This is a genomic window from Candidatus Woesearchaeota archaeon (assembly GCA_016187565.1).
Taxonomy (GTDB): Archaea; Nanobdellota; Nanobdellia; order Woesearchaeales; family JACPJR01; genus JACPJR01.
In genome coordinates this window covers 1-20,791 of sequence record JACPJR010000025.1, presented here as the reverse complement: position 1 = coordinate 20,791, position 20,791 = coordinate 1, and the positions used below count along the sequence as shown (strand labels likewise).

Genomic DNA, 20,791 nt, shown 5'->3' with positions numbered 1-20,791 from the left:
TTTCCCCGAACTCAAGCAGCACCAATGGCAAGGTGGAAAGTTTTGGGATTCAGGACTCTGGAATCCCAGCTACTACATTGGCTCTCCGAGGAACCAGGCTAACACAATCGACTACATCAAGAAACAGAAGTATGGTGAAAAAGGGAGAGGAAGGAGTCAGGTGAGACTAACAAATTTTGTAGGATAGGCGAGCAACCCGAGCGAAGCGAGCATGCCACCGTGTCTATGACCGGTGGTGGTTGCAAGCCTATTTGACTGTTATGTACAACAAGTCAGGATGATTGGGATGGCGCATCATGGCTCCTTGGAATGATGAGGGTGACTGTTCTTGGATAATAACATGCATACGTTCATCAATAGTAAAGCCATGCTGTGCTGCATAGGCCTTTGCGCGTTTACTTGTCGTACTTTGACGGACCTTAGCGACAGCAGCTTCCAAGCCGTTGTAAGTCGTGATGCTGTGTTCTGAATGAAATATCCCTTCAAAATCCTCGTACTCATGAGGAGAAGATGACCTTGCTATGACTGGCTTTCGAATGGCATCAAAAAAACCTTTCACACTACTTACCGGTTCTCCATGCTCTAAAACAACATACAGAGGTATGTGATGGGCAGCTATATGATGCTTTACATAGTCAAGAATTGCTGCCTTTCCACCATCGGTTTGGATATCTGCTTGTGGTAGCATGAAAGAAGGGATAGATACTCAGCTTTTAAATCTAAGCCAAAAGCAAACTTTATATAGTTTAGCCAAGCTTACCTTGATGGCATGTCCTCGCATAAAAAAAGGAAGGTACCTCTCTTGTCTAGTTTATTCTGCGGGTATCTCATTTTCAGCATAGGGATATTAGGAATCTTATCCTTCCATGCTGATGTTGTTTCAGCTCAAGAACATCACGACTGGTTTCTTAACAGTGAAGCTGCAACCATGAATCTCACGATTGATGCCACTATGGAGCTTCAATCAACAGGCCAACGCTATTTTATTAATTATGTTACCGCAGATCTATTGTACTTTCCACGGGAAACAAGCAGGCAGACGGTAAAGGAACTCATTACCACGCCAAGTGCTCAGATGGCAGACGTTATTATCTATCGTTGGGATAAACCTACCACAACACAATTGCCTTTCGGTCTTCGTGCCCGTGTCCAGACAACATCTGCATTGCCAAAAATTCCTCAAAAGATACCATTTCCCTTAACCGATCTCTCTCCTGCATACAAGCAGTATACGCTTCCCACCGAAAATATAGACTCAGACAATGAAGAGATCATCATGCTTGCCTCTGAACTCGCTGCTGGTGAAGACGATCTGTATGTTGTTCTTTTTAATCTGGCTACGTGGGTTCAATCAAACGTTGATTACAGCCTTAATACCTTAACTGCGGAAGTTTCTCAGAAAGCCTCTTGGGTGTTGGAAAATCGCTATGGTGTTTGTGATGAACTTACGTCATTATTTATCGCCTTAGCACGAAGTTTAGGGATACCTGCCCGTTATGTGAGCGGCTTAGCGTACACGAATTGGAATGGCATTAATGATTTTGGTCCCCACGCATGGGCAGAGATTTATTTTCCTGACTATGGTTGGGTACCCTTTGATGTAACTTATGGGGAATTTGGTTATATTGACGCTAGCCATATAGAACTTCATCATTCATTGGATTCTAAAGGGGTTTCAAGCAACTATGAGTGGGAGGGTCGTGATGTAGATCTTGATACTAAAAAATTGACCTTAGAAGCAGACCTGCTCTCAGTAGACAAAACCTTTGATCCCTTACTAACGATTACCACAAGGCCGGTTAAGGAAAATATTGCTCTTGGGTCCTATAATCTCTTAGAGGTCATGTTACACAATCCACAAAAATACTATGTTCCTGTTGAACTCTTCTTGACGAAAACAACCGGATTGGTTATAGAGGAAGGAAACAGCAAGCATGTGTTGCTCAAACCAGAAGAAGAAAAACGATTGTACTTTACGCTTAAAGTAGATGAAACCCTAGACCCGAGCTTTGTGTATACGTATTTCATCCGCGCATATACGAATCGAAATGAATCCAGCGAAACGTCATTTAAGTCATCTCAGCGTGATATTCTCTACAGCTCTTCAGAAATCATGACTCTTCGTAGCCAGCTTGTTGATGAGGAGACAAAGACTTATTCAAAAGCAGTTAATCTTAGTTGCAACGTTCCTCAAGAGGTGTATTATACGCGGGAAGTCATTGCCATTAATTGTAGTTTACGTAATGTTGGTAATATCTACTTACGTGATGTCGAAGTCTGTCTTGATGAGATCTGTAATTCCTTTGACCTCCCTATTGCGTATGAAACCATTGTTTCCTTTACCTCACAGTTCGCTGCCCCAGGCAAACGTGAAATGGCTGTTACGGCTAAAAACACTGAAGTGCAGAAAGTAGTCATCATTCCTGTTTTTGTGCAAGAGACACCAGATCTTGACCTTCTTGATTTCCAATTCCCTGAAAAAATCGATTATGGAGAACCCTATCAAATCAGTTTTCATCTCACCAAGACGTCAGAAGCAGTTCCTTATGCGATTATCCTGAACGTTAGTCAGGATACGCTAACTAAGACATGGCAGTTAGATCGTTTAGACCAAGATAGAACCTTTATTTTGAACCTTGATAGTAGTGATTTAACTCGACAAAGTAATCCCTTTCTGTTTGTCGTAACCTATGCTGATAAAAATGGGAACTCTTATCAAAAGGAAAAGGAGATTGTGGTTGAACTTACTGATATTTCTTATTCTGATCGTGTTCGCATGAGTATTTACCGTTTTGCCCAAGGTATTACAAATTTTGGGATAGGCGCAATCCTTATTAGTGTCTTTGTCTTTGGCACACTTCTTGGACTAATCTTACGGAGGAAACGACAATGAATCGGAAAAAACAATCTGAATCAAAATCCGAATCGAGAAAAGAATTATCCTTAGAAAAGATTGTGCCAGATACCTCTGTTTTAATTGACGGCATTCTCTCGAAAAAGCTCCAGCAAAAAGAATTAATCGTAAGCACCATTCTCATTCACGAAGCAGCACTTGCCGAGCTTGAACATCAGGCAAATCTTGACAAAGCCATAGGCTTTCTTGGTCTTGACGAAATCAAGCGATTAGCGCTTCTTTCCAAGCAACAAGGAATAACACTAACCTTTCATGGGAAACGACCTACCTCCTATGAGATCAGACAGGCATTACTTGGTGAGATTGATGCGCTTATCAGGGATCTGGCGTATGATGAGGATGCAACCCTTCTTACCGCAGATAAGATCCAAGCTCGTGTTGCAGAAGCAAAAGGAATGAAGGTTCTCTATATTCCACCCTCAGCAGAAACGAAAAAATTACAGTTAGAGGAATTTTTTGATCTACAGACTATGTCTGTTCATCTTAAGGAAAACGTGTTGCCATATGCAAAAAAAGGTGTCCCTGGATCCTGGCAGTTTGTGGCTATTCAGCAGACATTACTCTCCCAAGAACAGATTCAAGATATTTCTCGGGAGATTATTGAAGAGGCAAAACTTCGAAGGGATGGTTTTATTGAAATTGAACGGCCTGGATCAACTATTGTCCAGCTTGGTAGTTTTCGTATTGTCATTACCAAGCCACCCTTTTCTGATGGCTGGGAGATTACTGCGGTACGGCCAGTAAAGAGAATGACCATGGACGAGTATCAGCTGAACCCTACGTTAGCCAAGCGAATTATTGAGCAGGCTGAGGGCATTCTTATTGCCGGTGCTCCAGGTATGGGAAAAAGTACCTTTGCTCAAGCACTCGCTGAGTTTTATGCAGCACAACAGAAAATTGTGAAAACTGTTGAAGCACCCAGAGATCTTATTCTGCCTGATGCCATAACCCAGTATGCAATGAGTCATGGTGATCCTGAGGAGATCCATGATATCCTTCTCCTCTCTCGACCGGATTATACGGTTTTTGATGAGATGAGAAACACAACTGATTTTAAGCTCTTTGCTGATCTCAGGCTTGCGGGTGTTGGTATGATCGGTGTTGTCCATGCAACCAATCCCATTGATGCTATCCAGCGTTTTGTCGGAAGGATTGAATTAGGGGTCATACCACAAGTGATTGATACGGTTATTTTCATTAAAAACGGAACGGTTTTTAAGACCCTGGGTTTGAACATGACCGTTAAAGTTCCTGCAGGTATGACTGAAGCAGACCTTGCCAGGCCTGTTGTGGTTGTTACTGATTTTCTCACGAAAAAGCCGGAATATGAACTCTATAGTTATGGTGAAGAAACGGTTGTTGTTCCTATTACTGAGCAAGAGATAAGTCCAGCACAAAAACTTGCATGCCAATCGATTGAACAGGAATTAAAGAAATATACCACTAACCCTGTTGTTGAGATGAAGAGCGACCATAAATGCATTATCTATGTCCCTCAGCGTGACATTGCTACAATTATCGGAAAACAAGGAAGAACCATAACAGAGATTGAGAAGAAATTAGGCATCCATATTGATGTCCAAGAATTACAGCAAGAACGAGTAACAGGAAAGGAACAATTGCAGTTCAACACAAAGATTACGAAGAAAGGAGTCCAGTTTATGTTTGGCCCAAAGATGCAGCATCATGATATCGACATTTATGTTGGTGGTGATTATCTGTTGACGGCAAAAGTAGGTAATGCAGGTGTCCTTCAGATTAAAAAAACAAATAAGATTGGAAAATTGTTGCAGCATGCTATTACCATTGGAGATCCGATTGGAGTCTACCAGACTTCAGTAACTAAAGGGACTTTGAAAGAAGATAAAGCAGATAACGAAGAGATCACGAACAATGATGCCAGTGATGATGATGAAGAAAATGGCAAAGATGAAGGGGTTGAGAGAGAGGCATAGTGAAGGCGGCAAAGAAAACAGCAGAAGAAGGAGAGGATGAGATTGATGGGATTACAGTTTTACAATACCTTAACACGGTCAAAACAGCTCTTTAAGCCATTGCACAAAGGTAAGGTAGGCTTATACACCTGTGGACCAACGGTTTATAATTATGCTCATATTGGTAACTTCCGTGCCTATGTCTGCTCAGATATTTTACGCAGATATCTTGCCTATAGTGGTTATACGGTTACGCACGTTATGAATATTACTGACGTTGATGATAAGACCATCCGCAATGCACAACAAGAAAAGATGACGCTTAAAGCATTTACTGAAAAATATACCCAAGCGTTCTTTGAAGATATTGATAAACTTGCTCTGTTACGTGCCCATCATTTTCCACGAGCAACCCACCATATTGAGGAGATGGTCGCTATGATTAAAACACTTCTTACCAAAGGGCTTGCCTACAAGGGAGATGATGGCAGTGTCTACTATGCTATTGCAAAATTTAAAAATTATGGGAAGTTATCAAAAATCAAGGTTGATAAACAAAAAAAAGGTGTACGGATTTCGCATGACGAGTATGATAAGGACAATGCCCATGATTTTGCTCTGTGGAAAGCGTACAGTAAAGAAGATGGTGATATGTACTGGGAAACAGAGCTTGGGAAGGGAAGGCCAGGATGGCACATCGAATGTTCTGCAATGTCTGTTGCTTACTTAGGGCAGTGTTTTGACATCCACACTGGCGGTGTTGATTTGATTTTTCCGCACCATGAAAATGAGATTGCCCAAAGCGAGGGCTGTTTTGGAAAACCCTTTGTCCAGTATTGGCTCCATAATGATTATATGCTGGTAAACGGTAAAAAAATGTCCAAAAGTTTAGGTAATTTCTTTACGCTCCGTGACCTTGAACAAAAAGGATATTCATTGCCTGCAATCCGTTATTTATTGCTAAGTGCTCATTATCGGGCACAACTGAACTTTACTGAAGAAGGATTACAAAGTGCTGAGCAAACAGTAGCTCGATTAAGGGAATGTATCTGTAAATTACAGGAGATTGAAAAAAAAGACAAGAGCGAGAAACCTCATTATATCAGTGCACTTCTTCCCGCAATAAAAGAAGATTTCGAGAAACAGATGGATGATGATCTCAATATAGCCAATGCCTTGTCAGTGCTTTTTGACTTTATTAAGTCGGTGAATGGATATCTTGATCAGGACGAAGTTACCCGAAAGGATGCACAAGGATGTTTGCAGTTACTTCATTCTTTCAATAATGTCCTTGCCATTATGGACTTTTCAGAAGAAAATATTCCTTCTGAGATTATGCGTTTGGTAGCAGAACGTGAACATGCACGACAGACAAAAGATTGGAAAGCAGCAGACCGCATTAGAAAACAGATTACGGCAAAGGGTTATCATGTTGATGATACCAAGGATGGGCCAAGGATCAAACAAAGTTCCTAAGCATGATACATACCATGAAGAAAACACAACCTAAAAAAAAGCAATCCAACAAAAAACAAGGCAAGAAAAAACAACGAGGAAAGGAAGTAACGCGAGCGTTTTTTTTAGGCAGATTTCAGCCGGTTCATAATGGACATCTTCAAGTGATGATGCACATCCTCCGTACGTACGATGAATTGATTATCGTCCTTGGGAGTGCGCAGGAACATAACACCTGGAGAAATCCCTTTACTGCTGAAGAACGAAAACGCATGATTCTCGCAGCCTTACCACCAGCAGAACGAAAAAGAACCAAGGTTTACTTTGTGCCTGACATCAATGATGATAAGCGTTATGTTGCGTATGTTGAGCAGTTTATTCCTCACTGTTCGCTTATGTTCTGTGGAAGCTATCCGACACTACAACTCTTTGAAGCAAAAGGATATACCGTCGAAAAATTAGGAAGAATTGATAATGTGGAGGGAACAAAAGTCAGAGGCATGATTGAGATTGATGATCTCACGTGGAAGTCCTTAGTTCCTCTTCCGGTTGTAAAAATTCTTGAAAAGATAAAGGGTGTGGAACGCATCAAACGCTTACGTAAGAAAAAGTCATAATCATTCGTTTTATCGTCTCTCTTGTATTGCTTCTTTTGCCCGTTCATACATTTCTGTCGTACCTTCACCTACTTTTTTTGCACCCTGCCTTAATGTACGGCCTATATCTCTTGGAGGAGGTATATCCATCTTGCTCATTCGATTTTCAAACTCCCAATGTTTGCCTGCAAGACCCCAAGTTAAATCATAACCTTCCTCAACACGGAAACAACCTGTTGGATTTCCGGTACTATCAGTGATACAGTAATCTATAACAACAAGCCCATCATAGGTTCTATCCAGACCATGGCTTGACAATCTTTCTTGATTACTTTGATAAATATTCCCCTCATATGATCGTGATGCTACCTTGAAACTCACCTGTAGCGTAGGATGGCCAGCTTCATACGTTTGTTTCTCGGTATTCCATCGTTCTGTTGCAATCTGATCGAGAGAAAGTACGCGTACAAATTTGTCATAATCAACAGCACTTCCGTGAATGGTTCCTGTTACCTCTCCTCTTTGAACTTCTTGTTCAAGATTATTTTCACGGCCTATGGAGAATACATAAGGGCGTGCAAGGCTGAACCCCTCATAGGGAAGTCTTGTCGTAACGGTTGCATGTACCTGTCCTTCTCTTTGGTCAAGTGAAGTAACCACAGCATCCTTCGAAGGTTTGCCATAACTACTGAGAAATGTATCAAGGTTAGGAGTACCATGTTCATAAGGAACACGTTCCTCAATTTGGGTTCCAAGTTTAGCTTTGAGTGCTTGTCCTGCCACATAATCAGTGGCATCGGCAGTTTTTGATTCGATTACTCTTCCAATATTTCCTGCTGCATCGCCAAGTTTATCTCTCCAGCCCTTTGATTCTTGCGCAGATGCCTCATGGGCGGTAAGAAGCGCAGCCATGAGTAATGGAACGATCTTTGTGTTCATAGATATATGGAATATGCGGTACTTTATAAATCTTTCCATTTTTGTCTTTTAAGGGTAGTAACACTCAAAGGTTATAATGTTTCGTTACATTTATATAGAGCGACATTGTAGATAAACAGATGCTACAGCTGGATATTCCTATAAAATTCCATGAGGTTTTGCGTAACCAGGATAAATATGTGGTTGCCATTCTTCTTGATCCATTAACCTATCAAGAGATGGATTTTTCTATCCTTCGTTATTTCTTGAATGAAGAGAAGATTCCTGGATTGTATGTAACCGTGAATAAGCCCTTTGCAACCTTGCATCAAGCGTTAGAACGTGAGAATCTTGATCTCAATAAAGTCCTTTTTATTGATGCAATTACAGAAACACACGTGAAAGGGAAGGAAGATGAGGACTGTGTGTTCATTGGAAGCCCGACAAACTTAAGTGACTTGAGCTTTGCTATGAATGAAGCGATCAATGCGATCCCTTTTGCTGATAAATTCCTTATTTTTGATTCTATCCCAACCTTATTAGTGTACAACAAACGAAGTACGGTTGAAAGGTTCGTTCACTTCTTAACGCAACGAGCACGGCAGTGGAACGTCCGTTGTGTGCTTTATTCGGTTGTTATGGAAGGAGAACAGGACTTAACAACATTACTTTCACAATTCTGTGATGCCATTATTGATTTACGAGGTGACCAACGATGAGTCTTCCTGCCATTGAAACGGTACTTGGTGTCTTAACCCTAGGTATTGGAGGAATAGCTTTTCTTACCATCTGGAAATCAAAGAGTACGATTACCAAAGGACTCTTTAACGATTCTCTCCAGTACATTATCCTGAGTTTATTTTTCCTTTTGCTCTTTTCATGGTGGACCTTTGCCATGAAATTTTTTGAAGCAAAACATAACCTTGGTGCATGGTACTACCTTGTGACCTATGTTCTTACATTTATCATCTATGTTACCATTGTTGTGGCAGCATTTAGAATGTATCGCTCTACGCATTCATTTTCATTTACTGGAAAGATTGAGAGGATGAAAGCTGCTATGCAGTGGCAGGACTTTATTCGTAAAGCGAGTATTACCGTGACAAAAAAAACTCCAATCAGTACGATTGCTGCAAAACTTCATGCCCAACATGAGGATTATGTCCTCGTTGCAGAAAAAGGAAAGCCTTTGGGAATTATCACTGATAGAGATATCGTTGAAAAGGTTTGCGCGAGTGGAAATGATCCACGAAAAGTCATGGCTGGTAAAATAATGTCCAGCAACCTTATTACTGCCACAACAACTGAGGATGTCCATACTCTTAGCAAAGTCATGCGTTCGAACAACATTAAACACCTCGTTATCCTTGAGAACAATACCTTCGTAGGTGTCCTTACTGCTCAAGATCTCATGAAGGCGCTGACTAGGCTTGATTAACGAATGGCCTATAGAATCTCAAGGCTTTATTTAAGTCCCTATTTTCTGTTTGCTGATGATACGTTGCACGGTTGCAAGCGCAGAAAGAACAGCAAGGTAGCTTGTCTTTGGATTAGTAGGACTGGGAAGGTTCTCTGTTTTTGTTGTAATGGTTCCAAAGCTTCCTCGTATGGTTACTTCGTGACTATTTTGCGTTGTCTGTGGATCAACAACAACCTTGACCTTTGTTCGTTCAGGCCCGATCCCTGCAAGACTTAAGGTAGCAGCGACATTCGTGTTCTGGGGAAATCCCTTAACTGCTTCTGCTGCACTGCCTTCAAAGATCACGGTTTTTTCACGAATAGCTGCAAGCATAATCTTTTTTTGTTGGACATACGGAGCATTAGCAAGTCCTTTTGGAGGCTTTGTTGTGGTTAGTGTCACTTCATGAATCTCACTGCCAGCAGCAGCAAGAAGTGCATCAACGCCAGCTATGGCTCCTGAAGGAGCATAGAGGTTTGTCCGCGTCTGATCTAATCCCTGAAGAAGATCATGGCACTGCAGTAATCCACCCACACTCATGACCATCAGATCTTTGTTGTTCCTAATACATTGTTCGAGTATTTCCCGCACAATAGTTTGGGTTGCTGCTTCAATAATCAGCTCCACGTTTTTGACAAGTTCTGGCAATGGCAGGATAAGCGGTTGTGGTTGTAATGATCTTGCCAGTTGTTCAGCCCTTTCACGATTGATATCAGCAATTGCACTAATCCTTGCTTTTATTTTTCCTCGTTGCACTGCATGACAAAGTTCACTGCCAATCGTACCACAGCCAACAATGCCTAAACGGATCATGCAACCTGGATTTCGGATTGTTTTATAAACATTGTGCAAACGAGAAGTCTGTTGAAGGACCCTAACGACAACAGGTGTTTTCAACGATATCTAAAGATGTCCAATATAATGATAGACTTAAGATCATTAAGCCAACCAGCCGTACTTCAGTAGTATATTTGATGAAAAAAGCTATCCCTGCTGTTGCCCCTAACGATAATAAGAGCAAGGGTAATAAACAACAGGCCTTTGAGGTTATCAGTCCAAGGGAGGTACTTATCACATGAACTCCTGTTTTTTTGTACTCTTTTGTTATTCTTTTAAATTTGTAGAGTTGCATTGCTCCGATGATGCCAACGAGCATTGAAATTAAGGTAAGAACGAATATATCTCCTAAACTTGCTCGAAATGCAAAAAGGCTTATTTTTTTTGCACCTACAGCTATGGGAAACAGTAAAGGATAGGTAAAGGCCATAATGACTGCGATGGTAGCTGCAAGAATGCCATATTTTGCTTCGCCAAATACCACCATGAAAGCTTCGATGATTACCTTGATTTTCTGATGAATGATCCTCATCATGGTTTAAGTCATTGTTTAATAATCAGTCCATATATACCCGTCTTTAAGGAAATTCTTTACCGGAATAATAACCTCCTGTGAATACAGAACAAATGCTAAGGGTATGGGGTTACAACTTTCATCGGTACCAATATCATCAATGGCAGTTTCTACGCCGCATCTCTTGCAGACGATGGTGTCTGCAACTTGCTCAAATCCCATTGGGCCACAGATTCTACATGCATCAAGTGCAGCTCTTATTGTTCCGTCGCTTGCTCGAACCAAGAGAAAGCGCATGTCTATCCCATCTTGTTGATAGACATATTTGGTGATATTCTCACTAATTGTTTTTACGGGGATATGTATCTCATTGTTACGAGCAGAGACTCTGATAGGAACGGGATCATATCCTGATTCTTTTGACGCAACAGCTGAGAGTGTCAACGAAACCATAAAAATGGTTAAAAATCCTGCTAAAAATTTTACAAAGAGGTTTGACCTCAGTTCAGGTTTCGTCAAGCTTTCTTTAGGTTTAGCTGCGAGAAATATCATGATGGAAGGAACAACGACCAAGGGTAGGAGCGTCATGAGAGCAGAATCTGGGCTTGCAAGCCATATCTGGATATCCCAGAAAAGTCCATTACTCGCGGGTATTAATAACCTTGCCTCTTGAAATTCGTGAATAGCAACTGCAATGAGCTCAACGACAAGAAACAACAATAAAGCACCGGTTACGGTAAAAAATTTTTTCAGGTCTACCATTAAACTTCCCTTAGCGATAAGGATTCCAAAGATAACAGCGAGTATCAAGCCAAAAACACCACCCATGATGTTTGATAACAAATCTGACTGAAATGAGATTCCATACAAAAACAAGACGGTTTCTGCTCCCTCTCTGAACACCATCAGAAAAATAAACAGCAGTATTCCTACACCAGCCATACTCCTTCGGGAAGTTCTGGAGATTTTATCTATCTTGCTTTCGATATGGTTTTTAAGATGTTTTGCAGATCGCCACATCCAGATGACCATTGTCGTTACAAAAAATGCAGCAGCTATCATGACCGTACCCTCAAATATCTGCTGCCCCCGTGTCTCCTGGCCCTGATAAAGCATTTGAAGGATTATAGCTCCGATGATACTTGCCAACACAGCCAAGACAACTCCCATAGCTACATATGGCTTCAAGGAATCTTTCTGGGTTTTTTTAAGATACGCATAAACAATTCCTACAATTAGTGCTGCCTCTAAGGTCTCTCTGAAAGTTATGATAAAGCTTGATATCATGGTGTACCCCGTAACATTTAAATATAAGTAACCAAATCAACGCTTTTCGTCAAAAAATAAGAATAACATTGCAACGTTTGTTGATTTATTTGCTCGATGAAACTGATAGGGAAATTTTAGAAGTGTTGAGAAATAACGCAAGAACATCATTCTTGGATATATCAAAAAAACTACGAATTTCAGAATCTACGGTAAGAAAAAGAGTGAAGGGGTTGGAGAAGGATGGTGTTATCAAGAAGTATGCTGCTATTATTGAGCCATCAAAACTGGGTTATGGAAGCGTTGCTTTTGTTGGTGTCGATGTCAGACCTGAAAAATTCTTAGAGGTTGCGAAAAGGCTTACCGAGTTTGAAAATATCAAGTTTGTATCAACAAGTACCGGCGATCATGTCATCATGACTGAGATTTGGATGAAAAATTCCAATGACTTACGAGACTTTATTTCTGCAAAGATTGAGAGTATGGAAGGCGTAACGAGAACCTGCCCTGCAATACTCACCGAACGATTAAAAGAAACATAGACAGCTATTATGATTTTTTAAAACGAAAGCTATTTATGCAAGCCTTCTTCAAGGTCACTCAGACAATCAGAAAAAGATTAAAAAGAGGAAGCATGCAGAAGCAGCAGAAAGCATGGGTTATTTCTGTGGATATGGGCTATGGTCATCAACGTGCTGCGTATCCCTTCCGTACCATTGCCTATGAACGGATTATTACAGCCAATAGTGATAAAATTGTTACACCACAAGAACAGAAACAATGGAAACGATTCCAACGCTTCTATGAAGGAATCTCTCGTCTTGCAAGCCTTCCGCATATTGGAAAATGGCTCTTTGCACTGTACGACGCCCTGCAATCTATTTCGCCCTACTATCCTTTTCGTGATCTTTCCAAACCAAATTTTGGATCGATCTACATGCATGTTCTAATTCGTAAACATTTTCTCTCGTCAACCTTAGCGTATACCCAGCAAAGGCAACTTCCGATGTTGAGTACATTTTTTGCTCCTGCGCTTGCCGCAGCGCACCTCCATAGGGAAAACGTTTTTTGCGTGGTAACTGATGCTGATATCAACCGTATTTGGGTTCCTGAGGATCCAAAGAAAGAACAGCTCTCTTACTGTACTCCTACAGAACATAGCGCAAAGCGCTTAGAGGCGTATGGTGTGCGTCCGGAACATATTTTTTATACAGGTTTTCCACTTCCTGAGGAGAATGTAGGAAAGAATCTCCATATTCTCAAACATGATCTTGGTGAACGGCTTATCAATCTTGATCCACGACGCATATTTCGTTCACGGTACAAAGAAACCATTGTCAAACAACTGGGGATGTATGCTCGCCCAACAAAGAGGCATCCATTAACGATTACGTTCGTTGTTGGTGGAGCTGGTGCCCAAAAAGAATTAGGAGTAAACATCCTCTACGGATTACGGTCCTTGGTACAGAATACTACCCTCCATTTGCATATTGTTGTCGGTACACGATTAGAGCTTGCTGCTTACTATACCCAGATGATTAAGGAATTACATCTCCATCCCCATCTTGGGAAAAACATCTTCGTCCATTGTTACCTTGATAAAAAAACACATTTTCAGTCATTCAACGAGCTCTTGCATACGACTGATATTCTTTGGACCAAACCAAGCGAACTCTCTTTTTACACGGCATTGGGAATCCCTCTGATTATGACTCCTGCATTAGGCGCCCATGAAGTCTACAATCAGCAATGGCTCATGCATATTGGTGGAGGGATTCCTCAAGAATCGCCAACGTTTGCGAGTGAATGGCTCATGGAATGGATCCAAAAAGGAATTTTGGCAAAAGCAGCTTGGCAGGGGTATATGGAAGCACCAAAGTATGGGACCACGAACATAAAGAAACTTCTCTTTGCCAAGCAAAAGCAGGCAATCCGTTTTCGGTATTAATTGGTAATCATCACGTGAGCTATACGATGGAGTGAAGTTTTTTGAGAGGCGCAATTTCTTGGGCGGTCGCTATTTTTTATTTTTTTCTATCTCTTTTAACGCTTTCAAATAAACATTCTTAATACCATTGTTTTTTTCTTTCTTTGAAAGACCTTCAATTTTTTTAATCAATTCCTTGTTTTTTGATGCTTTTGTAATTTCAGAAAGAGCATAAGCGGCACACCATCTTATTACCGTTGTGTTCTCTTTATTTTCAACAGCGTTTTTTAATAGATAAGGAATTGCTTTTTCGACTTTTTGAGGATATTTTTTTGCTATATTCCCTATCGATTCTGGAACGCCCCATTTTACTCTTGGAGCTTTGTAATTAACATAATCAACCAAAATATCAACATAAGGCAAAAAAAATTCTGGTTTTTGTGCTGAAACGTGTTTCATAACGTCTGCGCATGTTCCTTTATCAACGTCCGAAGCAGATTTGAAAAAATCAAAGAACTCCTTATCCTTTATTTTTCCTTGACACACCGCTTCTACCAGCTTTGTCTGTTTTTCTTTTGGTTTCAGATTTGAGTGTAATATCTCTTCAATTTTACCCATACTATCAAATTAGTGAATTACATTTAATAAAGGTTTCGTTGCGACTGCTTTTTTAGTGTGCTTTCCACTTCCAAGGGACAGTAAATCTTTATATAAGAGTTCTAAGTCTGCCAGCTGCTTTTTAAAAAATGCCAAAGCAAATCGTGTGGAAAGGAAGTACTGTTCAAGGTAGGGATAACTATGGTTCAGCCTGTTCGAAAGCCAAGCTATGCAATGATAACAATAGGGACCGTGCTCTTAGTCAAACGTACCGATTACTATGGTCATCAAATTCGTGTCGAGCGATTACGTGAAGTGTGATCGCTTAGGAGAACATATTACTCCATGTTCTTTTCTGAGATTCTTAATGTGTTTCACCGTAATCTATTTATAGAGCGCATCGTTTTCAGCTTTCAAGAGGCAGAGCAATGAAGCTAACGAAAGAAGAGCAAGAAGAGAAACAGGAAGAAGAGGTACTTCATTGGGCAGATCAGATTGCTGATGCTATTATTGACCGGGTTGCTCACGACCCACAACTTCAGCAGATCACCAAGGAGAAGGGATATATTTGCTTTGATGAGAAAACGCCCTCAGGAAAGATCCATGTTGGTAGTGGAAGAGGATGGATTATTCATGATGTTGTTGCTAAAGCCCTCAGAAGTCGTGGTGTTCGTGGCAGATTTATCCTTAGTTCCGATGACATTGATCCTTTTGACAAGATGAATGCTGACTTACCTCAGCACTATGAACAGTACCTTGGCATGCCCTTTCGCAATATTCCTTCTCCGTTCCCCGGATACAAAAGCTTTGCTGCGTATTATTTTCAGCAATGTACTGATAAGTTTGCAGAATTTGGCATTGTGGCAGAGCTTGAAAGTACAGGAGAGATGTATGATAAAGGTCTTTTCAATAGAACCATTAAAATTGCCTTAGATCATGCTTCTGAGATACAGGCTATTTATGCAAAACTTTACGGCGAGGATGCTGTTGGTGCAAAAAAACTACCCTTCAATCCTATTTGCCAAAACTGTGGAAAGATCGGTACAACACTCACTCTTGCATGGGATCCTAAACAGGAGCTTGTTACGTATGTCTGTCAGGAGAACCTTGTGCCTTGGGCAAAGGGATGTGGTTATCGTGGTAAAATTAGTCCCTACCATGGCAAGGGAAAGTTTCCTTGGAAGGTTGAATGGGCTGCAAAATGGCCTTCAGTGGGCGTTGTTTATGAGACTGCAGGTAAGGATCATTTTACGCAAGGTGGATCAAGGACAATAGCATGTATGATTGCTACTGATGTCTTTCATTACCCATCTCCCTTGCCCTCAGAGAGCTATCGTACAGGGAAAGGGTATGAATTCTTTACCATCGGTGGAAAGAAGATGAGCACGTCGAAAGGACAGGGGATTGGTTTTGCCGAGGTTACTGATTATATTCCTGCTCCGATTGTTCGTTATCTGCTTGTACGAACAAGGCCTAATGCAGTTATTGATTTTGATCCCTATGGAACCAATGATGTCATTCTTTTGTATGAACGCTATGATAAAACCATGCGCTGTTACTACGGAAAAGAGCCTGAGGAAAGCGTTAAAGAGGTCCAGAAACAACGACGTATCTTTGAACTTGCTGCAGTTGATGAAATTCCCAAAGAGATGCCACCCCAGATTGCCTTTACCTTGGCTAGTAGTGTTGTTCAGTCTAAACCCAGTTTTGAGGAAGCTATCACAACCTTGCAACGTATGGGACATCTACCTCAACAGTTATCAGGAGAGGCAAAAGAGATGGTTAAAGAGCGATTGCAACGTGCAAAAAAATGGGTTGAGAAATTTGCTGACAAGCAATTTGTTTTTCAGGTTCACGATAGTGTCCCGCAAGGACTTCAGCTACAGGAAAAAGAGCGAACAGCGCTCCATGCACTTGCAGAAACGCTGAAGCAGTACACTGCTAGCCAAGCCTATAATGAAAAAGTGCTTTTTGAAGAGATTTATACGACTGCCCGTACCTACGAACTTTCTCCCCAAGAACTCTTTCGTGCAGCATACCTCGTGTTAATTGGCAAAGAAAAAGGTCCTCGATTAGCGCCCTTTATCTTAACTATTGGCGTGGAAAAAGCTATTGCGCTTTTTGCGAATGTTTAGCTGGAGTAACTCCTTAATGCAACTGATGAATAAACTCCAACCATATGCTCTTGTTCTGGGTCTTGGTGCTGTACCTTTAGGATGTGCCACAACACCAGTGATAACGATACATCCACAGCAGACAGAAGCACCGATGCAGACAGGAGCAAAGGAAAGAAATATAGACGTAACCATTGAGGAAGTCATGAGAGTTCTTGGAGTGAGACATTTGGATCACATTCAATTCAATCTTCCCGATGGTTATAAGACCTTAACATCCCTTGACGATGATTTAGGAATACTTACAGGGATATATGCAGGGACTGTTGATGTCAGAAAGACAGAGGACGGATATTTTATAGAGGGATATTCAGGAATATCTCATCATAAGGGTGCACTGAGTAGAGTGCTTCAAGAAGCTGACAGAAATGAAGATCGTATTATAACCAGATCAGAAATGAGAACCTTAAAAATGAGGTTGTATGAAGAATATGCACCATGAATTCTCTGTGAATCTTCTTGTGCCTGAAAGTTTTTCTATTTTTTGTGGCTTTTTTTCTGACGTTTCTTTTCAAGCAGTTTTTTTGTAGCTTCTTTTCTTCTCTTGAAGTTCTCAAACCACACTCTTCGCATCTTTAAACGGCAATCAAAGCAATATTTACGCATAGGAGAAATGCTATTGACTACTTTTTTACATTTGATGCAGCGTTTTTTTTTCAATATCATTGTTTTTTTCTTTTTTTGCTGAGGCATAGGAAGAAAGAACGAGGGCTGATATTTAAAATTTTATGCCCATTTGTGGGTTACAAAACGTGATGGTCACTCACGAGGACTTTACCGCAGAAGATGGTGTAGTTTGCTGTTCTTCACGCACTGCTTCTGTTCCTTGTGTTGCTGTTTTATCTTCAGCAGTCTTCATTTTCTCCTTTCCTGCTGTTTTCCGTTGCTTTGTTTCGGGAGTTGCTTCTTTTGCTCCGAAAAGTTCAGCATGTGCAATGCCCTTGTCATCCTTTGTAACGGTTACTTTCAGCTTATGAGGGGGATTTCGCATCCCGTGCATCCAAACCGCTTTATTCAGATAATTACCCAGTTTGATCTCTGTTGCTTTCGTGTGACGTTTAAGAAACTCTCTGAGAACAGCAATTGTTTTTTTTGCACGCTTGTACTTCGGTACTTTTTGAAACCCTTTTCGTAAGGGTATGGTATATACCATTGATTTAGCTACTTTTTCTGCCATGGTTATGCCTTAGTCTTTGTTCTTCGCCAATGTCTTTTTACGCGGGTATGTCTCCATGGATGGACCCGTCGGCCTTTACCATAGATCTTCGGGACAGTCCAAAAAGGAGCCCATCGTGTGCGTCTATGTAATTTTGCTAATCGTAATTTCCTGCTGAGGTGAATATATCGTGCCATGGTGTCATTCCGTAAAACTTATTCACTACTTTTTTGGTCTGGTGAACTCGGTAATGGTGTACTTTCCTGTACCTTTGGTGAGCTTTCAACTTTCTTTTGTTCACGAACTTCTTTCTTCTTACCTGTTTTTACTTGCTTTTGGGTAGTTTTTTGTGGTTCTACAGGTGCTGTGTTCTGTTTTTTTACTGGTTCAACCTTTTTGACACAGGTAGCAGCAGTTTTATCAACAAGAGAAGTTCCTGCTGGTGTAATAATGCGTCCTTTGTGAACTCCTTTTTCAACATGTTTCAGAAAACCAGCTGCCTCCTGTTGTTGGAGAATCTTTCGTAGGATATTTCCTGATGATTTATAGAAACGCTCAGGTTTCACACCCCTGTTTTTTCTCCCGCCATATCTCGTTCGTAATTTTGCAACCCCAATCGGGCCATGTTCATACACATAGATGAGAACTGATGCTGAACGAAGGTACCACCAATCTTGTTGCACCGGCGGGCGTTCACGATTTGGGCCGGTTTTACAATAATGCGCCCATTCCGGCGGGGTTATCCCTTTGGTCTTTTTTAATTCTTCGGCTAATTTCTCAATCAATTCTGTTTTTTGAACATCATAACTCTTTACCATGGTATCGCTCCAAAATGATCAGCTTGATTTCATTTATAAAACTAAAAATTTGATTCCAAGTATAAAGGAACCGTTTTAAGCTTTATTTGACCGAAAAGATTTGTCATCGGCCGTTAAATGGTAAATGAGTGGATTCCTACTGCATTTATAAATGTTTTGGTTCACCGTTGGTTTTTTCGATGACATTGCAGGAAACATACCTACGCTCTTTGTTTACCTTGATAACGCAAACCTTTTATTTTTGTGCTGCTTCCTCACGCGCATGCACAAAGTAATGGTTTTTGGAACCTTTGATGTTATCCACACCGGGCATTTATATTTTCTTAACCAAGCAAAACAACACGGAGATTATTTAGTAGTCATTATCGCTCGGGACAAGACCGTTGAGATGGTCAAAGGGAAAAAACCTTTGACACCCGAACTGCAACGAAAAAGTCGTATCGAACTTCTTGCTATGGTTGATGAAGCCAGGCTAGGTCAACTGGAAGATAAATATGCAGACATACGGGCAATACAACCGGATGTTATCTGTCTCGGCTATGATCAAACCGCTTTTGTTGATAAGCTTCCTGCTAAGCTTGAGAGTTTTGGTCTTTCCACAAAAATAGTAAGAATGGGATTCCATGCTCCTCGAAGGTCATGGAGAACGAGGTAACCTTACTTCTTGGCCCGCTTACGCTTTTCCTTCTTCATACGTTTGCGTTGCCACTTCCAACGCATCTGACCTTTTTTCTTCCACCGTCTTGAACTTCGCTTCACTTTTTGCTTCCATTACTCTGGTAATGTACTTAACCTCCTCTCCATCAATCGATTAAATCGTCAATAACCAGAGCGTGAATCGGTAAGAACTATTTAAAGATTCTGTTTTGAGAGAAAGTTTTTAATACTCATGCTTTTATGTACGCATGATGAGTGCATATAAACAGGTTATTCTTGTTCGTCATGATCTGAAGCTTCCTAAAGGAAAGCTCTCTGCCCAAGTAGCCCATGCTTCTCTGGAAGCTGCCTTACGTTCTGACAAAGATGTTGTCAAAAAATGGCGGGCACAAGGTATGAAAAAGATTGTTTTACGCGTAGAGAACGAGCAGGAACTACTTGCATATCATCAAAAAGCAGATCAGGCCGGGTTTACCAGGGCATTAATAACTGATGCTGGACACACGGTCGTAGAACCAGGGACAACAACCTGTTTAGGTATAGGACCTGATGAAGAAGCAAACATTGATAAACTCACTGGTCATCTTAAGATGGTGTAGGCAGGTGGAATATGCAGCGGCATTACAAGCATCGAAGTTTCAGACATAACCTTAGTGTTCACCAGGGTATCATGATTACTCTGCTTGTGTTCTTACTCCTGCTTGCGGGATGTAATGCCACAGGAAAAGCCTATCAACAGACTACTACAGGAGAGGGGCAGCAAGATTGTAACCAAGGTGGATGTACCACTCAGTCACTTGAGGCAGAGCAGGCACGCATTGGAACACTTGAGGTAACAACAGATTTCTCAGTTCAAGGACAGAAGTGTGGAGCAGGTGAAACGCTTATCAAAGGAAATGCTGGTCAATGGGAATGCGTTGCCTTTTTTGCAGCAAATGTCAGTCCATTACGTGAATGTAATTTTTTTGCGCTTGAAGCAGGGGATGGTCAACAGACCTGCTTGCATCAGGGATATTCGCTCTGCATGGCTGAACAATACGCAACAATAACACGCTATTACGATAGTGTCGGAACGCAATGCCAGGGATTGGTACAGATTGAAATGACTGATACGCAACAAGGACCTTGTCCAACAAGTAGTACTCAAGCAACAGGTTGCTATGTCAACCAAGAAGGAACAGAACCCTTTTCAGGCGATGTATCCATTGTTACAGCCCGAGGAAGCAATAGTTCTCAAGTGCTCTGTTGTCGCTGAGTGGTGTCTTAGTTGCAGTGTTGAATAAATAAAACGGCGTTTTTTTCTCTGTTCGTTATCAGCTACATCTTAATAACTTCTGAGCAAGAAATCCCCTGCTTTAGCTTTGGGGATGAATTGCGAAAGATACTAATTCTGCTGCGTTATGCTCTATGGCTTGGTAAAGTCATGGACCCCGTACAAGAGGTGATATACAATGAGCATTTACCAAGACCACGCATACAAACATGGTGTAGGCTGGAGTACCTGGCACTTTCAATGGGTAACCAAGTACCGCTACAAAGTGTTTAGTGATGTCAAACTACAAAAGCTTT

Annotated in this window: 23 protein-coding genes; 13 read left to right on the top strand and 10 right to left on the bottom strand. The window is 41.1% G+C overall.

From position 1 onward, the window contains the following. Positions 1-247: 247 nt before the first annotated feature. A complete protein-coding gene (locus HYW21_06670; protein MBI2549007.1) occupies positions 248-688 on the bottom strand; it encodes a hypothetical protein in 441 nt (146 codons plus the stop codon). Between the two features lie 81 nt (positions 689-769). Between HYW21_06670 and HYW21_06665 the strand changes: the two genes are divergently transcribed. From HYW21_06665 to HYW21_06650, 4 genes are read left to right on the top strand one after another with little or no spacing between them, the layout of a single operon-like run. Beyond that, positions 770-2,893: a transglutaminase domain-containing protein gene (locus tag HYW21_06665; GenBank protein MBI2549006.1), complete on the top strand. Its 2,124-nt coding sequence runs from the start codon at positions 770-772 to the stop codon at positions 2,891-2,893. After that, on the top strand, positions 2,890-4,869 hold the full coding sequence (gene tadA, locus HYW21_06660; GenBank protein MBI2549005.1) for a Flp pilus assembly complex ATPase component TadA: 1,980 nt from the start codon (positions 2,890-2,892) through the stop codon (positions 4,867-4,869). The genes HYW21_06665 and tadA overlap by 4 nt, the downstream gene beginning before the upstream one ends. Before the next feature lie 45 nt (positions 4,870-4,914). Then, positions 4,915-6,324, top strand: coding sequence for a cysteine--tRNA ligase (locus tag HYW21_06655; protein MBI2549004.1), 1,410 nt, complete (start codon positions 4,915-4,917; stop codon positions 6,322-6,324). 2 nt (positions 6,325-6,326) lie between these two features. After that, on the top strand, positions 6,327-6,920 hold the full coding sequence (locus tag HYW21_06650) for a nicotinamide-nucleotide adenylyltransferase (protein MBI2549003.1): 594 nt from the start codon (positions 6,327-6,329) through the stop codon (positions 6,918-6,920). A 9-nt stretch (positions 6,921-6,929) separates the two neighbouring features. Here the strand turns inward: HYW21_06650 and HYW21_06645 are convergent, their stop codons facing one another. Further along, complete coding sequence (locus HYW21_06645) at positions 6,930-7,838, bottom strand: hypothetical protein (GenBank protein MBI2549002.1); 909 nt, start codon at positions 7,836-7,838, stop codon at positions 6,930-6,932. A gap of 119 nt (positions 7,839-7,957) precedes the next feature. Here HYW21_06645 and HYW21_06640 point away from each other — a divergent pair, with 119 nt between their 5' ends. Then, entirely contained in the window at positions 7,958-8,536 is a 579-nt protein-coding gene (locus HYW21_06640) for a hypothetical protein (GenBank protein MBI2549001.1), read from the top strand. Further along, positions 8,533-9,255, top strand: coding sequence for a CBS domain-containing protein (locus tag HYW21_06635; GenBank protein MBI2549000.1), 723 nt, complete (start codon positions 8,533-8,535; stop codon positions 9,253-9,255). The genes HYW21_06640 and HYW21_06635 overlap by 4 nt, the downstream gene beginning before the upstream one ends. Positions 9,256-9,285: 30 nt before the next feature. Here HYW21_06635 and HYW21_06630 read toward each other — a convergent pair whose 3' ends face one another. From HYW21_06630 to HYW21_06620, 3 genes are all read right to left on the bottom strand, one after another. Further along, positions 9,286-10,089 carry an aspartate dehydrogenase gene (locus HYW21_06630; protein MBI2548999.1) on the bottom strand — a complete coding sequence of 268 codons (804 nt, stop codon included), beginning with the start codon at positions 10,087-10,089 and terminating at the stop codon, positions 9,286-9,288. Between the two features lie 61 nt (positions 10,090-10,150). Then, positions 10,151-10,648, bottom strand: a complete 498-nt coding sequence (locus HYW21_06625; protein ID MBI2548998.1) for a hypothetical protein — start codon at positions 10,646-10,648, stop codon at positions 10,151-10,153. Positions 10,649-10,663: 15 nt separating this feature from the next. Next, positions 10,664-11,914, bottom strand: a complete 1,251-nt coding sequence (locus HYW21_06620) for a DUF2318 domain-containing protein (GenBank protein MBI2548997.1) — start codon at positions 11,912-11,914, stop codon at positions 10,664-10,666. An 89-nt stretch (positions 11,915-12,003) separates the two neighbouring features. Here HYW21_06620 and HYW21_06615 point away from each other — a divergent pair, with 89 nt between their 5' ends. Continuing rightward, complete coding sequence (locus HYW21_06615; protein ID MBI2548996.1) at positions 12,004-12,435, top strand: Lrp/AsnC family transcriptional regulator; 432 nt, start codon at positions 12,004-12,006, stop codon at positions 12,433-12,435. Positions 12,436-12,527: 92 nt separating this feature from the next. Next, a complete protein-coding gene (locus HYW21_06610; GenBank protein ID MBI2548995.1) occupies positions 12,528-13,841 on the top strand; it encodes a hypothetical protein in 1,314 nt (437 codons plus the stop codon). A 69-nt stretch (positions 13,842-13,910) separates the two neighbouring features. Here the strand turns inward: HYW21_06610 and HYW21_06605 are convergent, their stop codons facing one another. Then, positions 13,911-14,438, bottom strand: coding sequence for a hypothetical protein (locus tag HYW21_06605; GenBank protein ID MBI2548994.1), 528 nt, complete (start codon positions 14,436-14,438; stop codon positions 13,911-13,913). A gap of 407 nt (positions 14,439-14,845) precedes the next feature. Between HYW21_06605 and lysS the strand changes: the two genes are divergently transcribed. After that, positions 14,846-16,552, top strand: a complete 1,707-nt coding sequence (gene lysS, locus HYW21_06600) for a lysine--tRNA ligase (protein MBI2548993.1) — start codon at positions 14,846-14,848, stop codon at positions 16,550-16,552. Between the two features lie 25 nt (positions 16,553-16,577). After that, a complete protein-coding gene (locus tag HYW21_06595) occupies positions 16,578-17,033 on the top strand; it encodes a hypothetical protein (GenBank protein MBI2548992.1) in 456 nt (151 codons plus the stop codon). Between the two features lie 35 nt (positions 17,034-17,068). Here the strand turns inward: HYW21_06595 and HYW21_06590 are convergent, their stop codons facing one another. The 4 genes from HYW21_06590 to HYW21_06575 form a co-directional block, all read right to left on the bottom strand. Beyond that, positions 17,069-17,284, bottom strand: a complete 216-nt coding sequence (locus HYW21_06590) for a hypothetical protein (protein ID MBI2548991.1) — start codon at positions 17,282-17,284, stop codon at positions 17,069-17,071. Between the two features lie 70 nt (positions 17,285-17,354). Then, positions 17,355-17,768 carry a 60S ribosomal protein L31 gene (locus HYW21_06585; GenBank protein ID MBI2548990.1) on the bottom strand — a complete coding sequence of 138 codons (414 nt, stop codon included), beginning with the start codon at positions 17,766-17,768 and terminating at the stop codon, positions 17,355-17,357. A 2-nt stretch (positions 17,769-17,770) separates the two neighbouring features. Continuing rightward, a complete protein-coding gene (gene rpl39e, locus HYW21_06580) occupies positions 17,771-17,944 on the bottom strand; it encodes a 50S ribosomal protein L39e (GenBank protein ID MBI2548989.1) in 174 nt (57 codons plus the stop codon). An 18-nt stretch (positions 17,945-17,962) separates the two neighbouring features. Then, positions 17,963-18,565, bottom strand: a complete 603-nt coding sequence (locus HYW21_06575) for a 30S ribosomal protein S19e (GenBank protein ID MBI2548988.1) — start codon at positions 18,563-18,565, stop codon at positions 17,963-17,965. A gap of 262 nt (positions 18,566-18,827) precedes the next feature. On the opposite strand from HYW21_06575, the gene HYW21_06570 reads away from it, so the two are divergent. The 3 genes from HYW21_06570 to HYW21_06560 all read left to right on the top strand — a co-directional run bounded on the left by HYW21_06570 (position 18,828) and on the right by HYW21_06560 (position 20,477). Continuing rightward, positions 18,828-19,220, top strand: coding sequence for an FAD synthase (locus HYW21_06570; protein ID MBI2548987.1), 393 nt, complete (start codon positions 18,828-18,830; stop codon positions 19,218-19,220). Between the two features lie 253 nt (positions 19,221-19,473). Next, entirely contained in the window at positions 19,474-19,821 is a 348-nt protein-coding gene (locus HYW21_06565) for a peptidyl-tRNA hydrolase (protein ID MBI2548986.1), read from the top strand. A gap of 11 nt (positions 19,822-19,832) precedes the next feature. Next, a complete protein-coding gene (locus HYW21_06560) occupies positions 19,833-20,477 on the top strand; it encodes a hypothetical protein (protein ID MBI2548985.1) in 645 nt (214 codons plus the stop codon). Positions 20,478-20,791 lie beyond the last annotated feature (314 nt).